The organism is Empedobacter sp. R750, assembly GCF_030324345.1.
In the GTDB taxonomy this organism is placed as follows: domain Bacteria; phylum Bacteroidota; class Bacteroidia; order Flavobacteriales; family Weeksellaceae; genus Empedobacter; species Empedobacter falsenii_C.
In genome coordinates this window covers 1-993 of sequence record NZ_JACAGF010000052.1, presented here as the reverse complement: position 1 = coordinate 993, position 993 = coordinate 1, and the positions used below count along the sequence as shown (strand labels likewise).

Below are 993 nucleotides of genomic sequence, written 5' to 3'. Positions count from 1 at the left end.
CGTTAGCTGACATTTTAGAACCATCACCCTATGACAACAAGAAAAGTGACGAAATCCGATATAAAAAACTTATCAAAACTTTTTGACGATTACCGAATATTTTACGAAAAACAATCTGACTTACAATCCGCAGAAAACTTCCTAACTGAAAGAATTCAAAATCAAGAATCTGAAATTTTTGTGACGGAAAATGATAGCAACCAAATAGTTGGGTTTGTTCAACTCTACCCTATTTTTTCATCAACAAGAATGCAAAGACTTTGGCTTTTAAACGACTTATTTGTAAGTCAAAATTACAGAGGTAAAGGCGTTTCCGTTCAACTTATTGACGAAGCAAAAAAGTTATGTATCGAAACAAATGCTTGCGGACTTGTTTTAGAAACTGCAAAAACAAATGATATTGGAAACAATCTATATCCAAAAACCGGATTTACATTGGACACCGAGCATAATTATTATTCGTGGAACAATAAATAAAACTGAATATGTTAGAACTAAGACAATGCTGTGAAAATTGTGGTAAAGACTTACCGAATGAAAGTTCCGAAGCAATGATATGTACTTACGAATGTACTTATTGCAAAGATTGTGTTGAAAATATTTTAGAGAATGTTTGTCCGAATTGTGGTGGAGGATTTGAAAAACGACCGACAAGACCTAAAAGCGGATTAGAGAAATATCCAATGAGAGCGGATAAAGTAATAAACCCCGTTTCTGACAATAAATATTTAGAAACTAACAAAAATATCGACCCAAGAAAACGATAACCTTAATAAATCGAAAACAAAAAAACGTCAGCTAACATAGCATTGGCAAAATGGCGGGGTTCTCGGCAAATTGAAAGTTCCATCTTCGTATGCCGCCAATGCTTTTTACATTGGCTTTTTTTTGTAATTTAGCCACTGAGAAAAAAGCATTGGCTACGTTCCGTCCAAATCGAAACTTTCCGCTTCGATTTTCCGCCACTTCGCCAATGCTCCGGACGTTAGCGGT

General features: G+C 35.1%; 3 protein-coding genes. 2 read left to right on the top strand and 1 reads right to left on the bottom strand.

The window, feature by feature from the left end; all coding sequences use genetic code 11:
• Positions 1–30: 30 nt before the first annotated feature.
• Both HXZ74_RS17135 and HXZ74_RS17130 read left to right on the top strand, forming a co-directional pair.
• Positions 31–477, top strand: a complete 447-nt coding sequence (locus tag HXZ74_RS17135; protein ID WP_286476516.1) for a GNAT family N-acetyltransferase — start codon at positions 31–33, stop codon at positions 475–477.
• 8 nt (positions 478–485) lie between these two features.
• Positions 486–767, top strand: a complete 282-nt coding sequence (locus HXZ74_RS17130; RefSeq protein ID WP_286476515.1) for a DUF1272 domain-containing protein — start codon at positions 486–488, stop codon at positions 765–767.
• A gap of 31 nt (positions 768–798) precedes the next feature.
• Here HXZ74_RS17130 and HXZ74_RS17125 read toward each other — a convergent pair.
• Positions 799–993 (bottom strand): hypothetical protein (locus HXZ74_RS17125; RefSeq protein ID WP_286476514.1); only part of this gene is annotated, 195 nt, incomplete at its 5' end.

Excerpts from the sequence above, each read along its gene's own strand:
- HXZ74_RS17135 (WP_286476516.1), top strand. The coding sequence starts at position 31 with ATGACAACAAGAAAAGTGACGAAATCCGATATAAAAAACTTATCAAAA.
- HXZ74_RS17130 (WP_286476515.1), top strand. The coding sequence starts at position 486 with ATGTTAGAACTAAGACAATGCTGTGAAAATTGTGGTAAAGACTTACCG.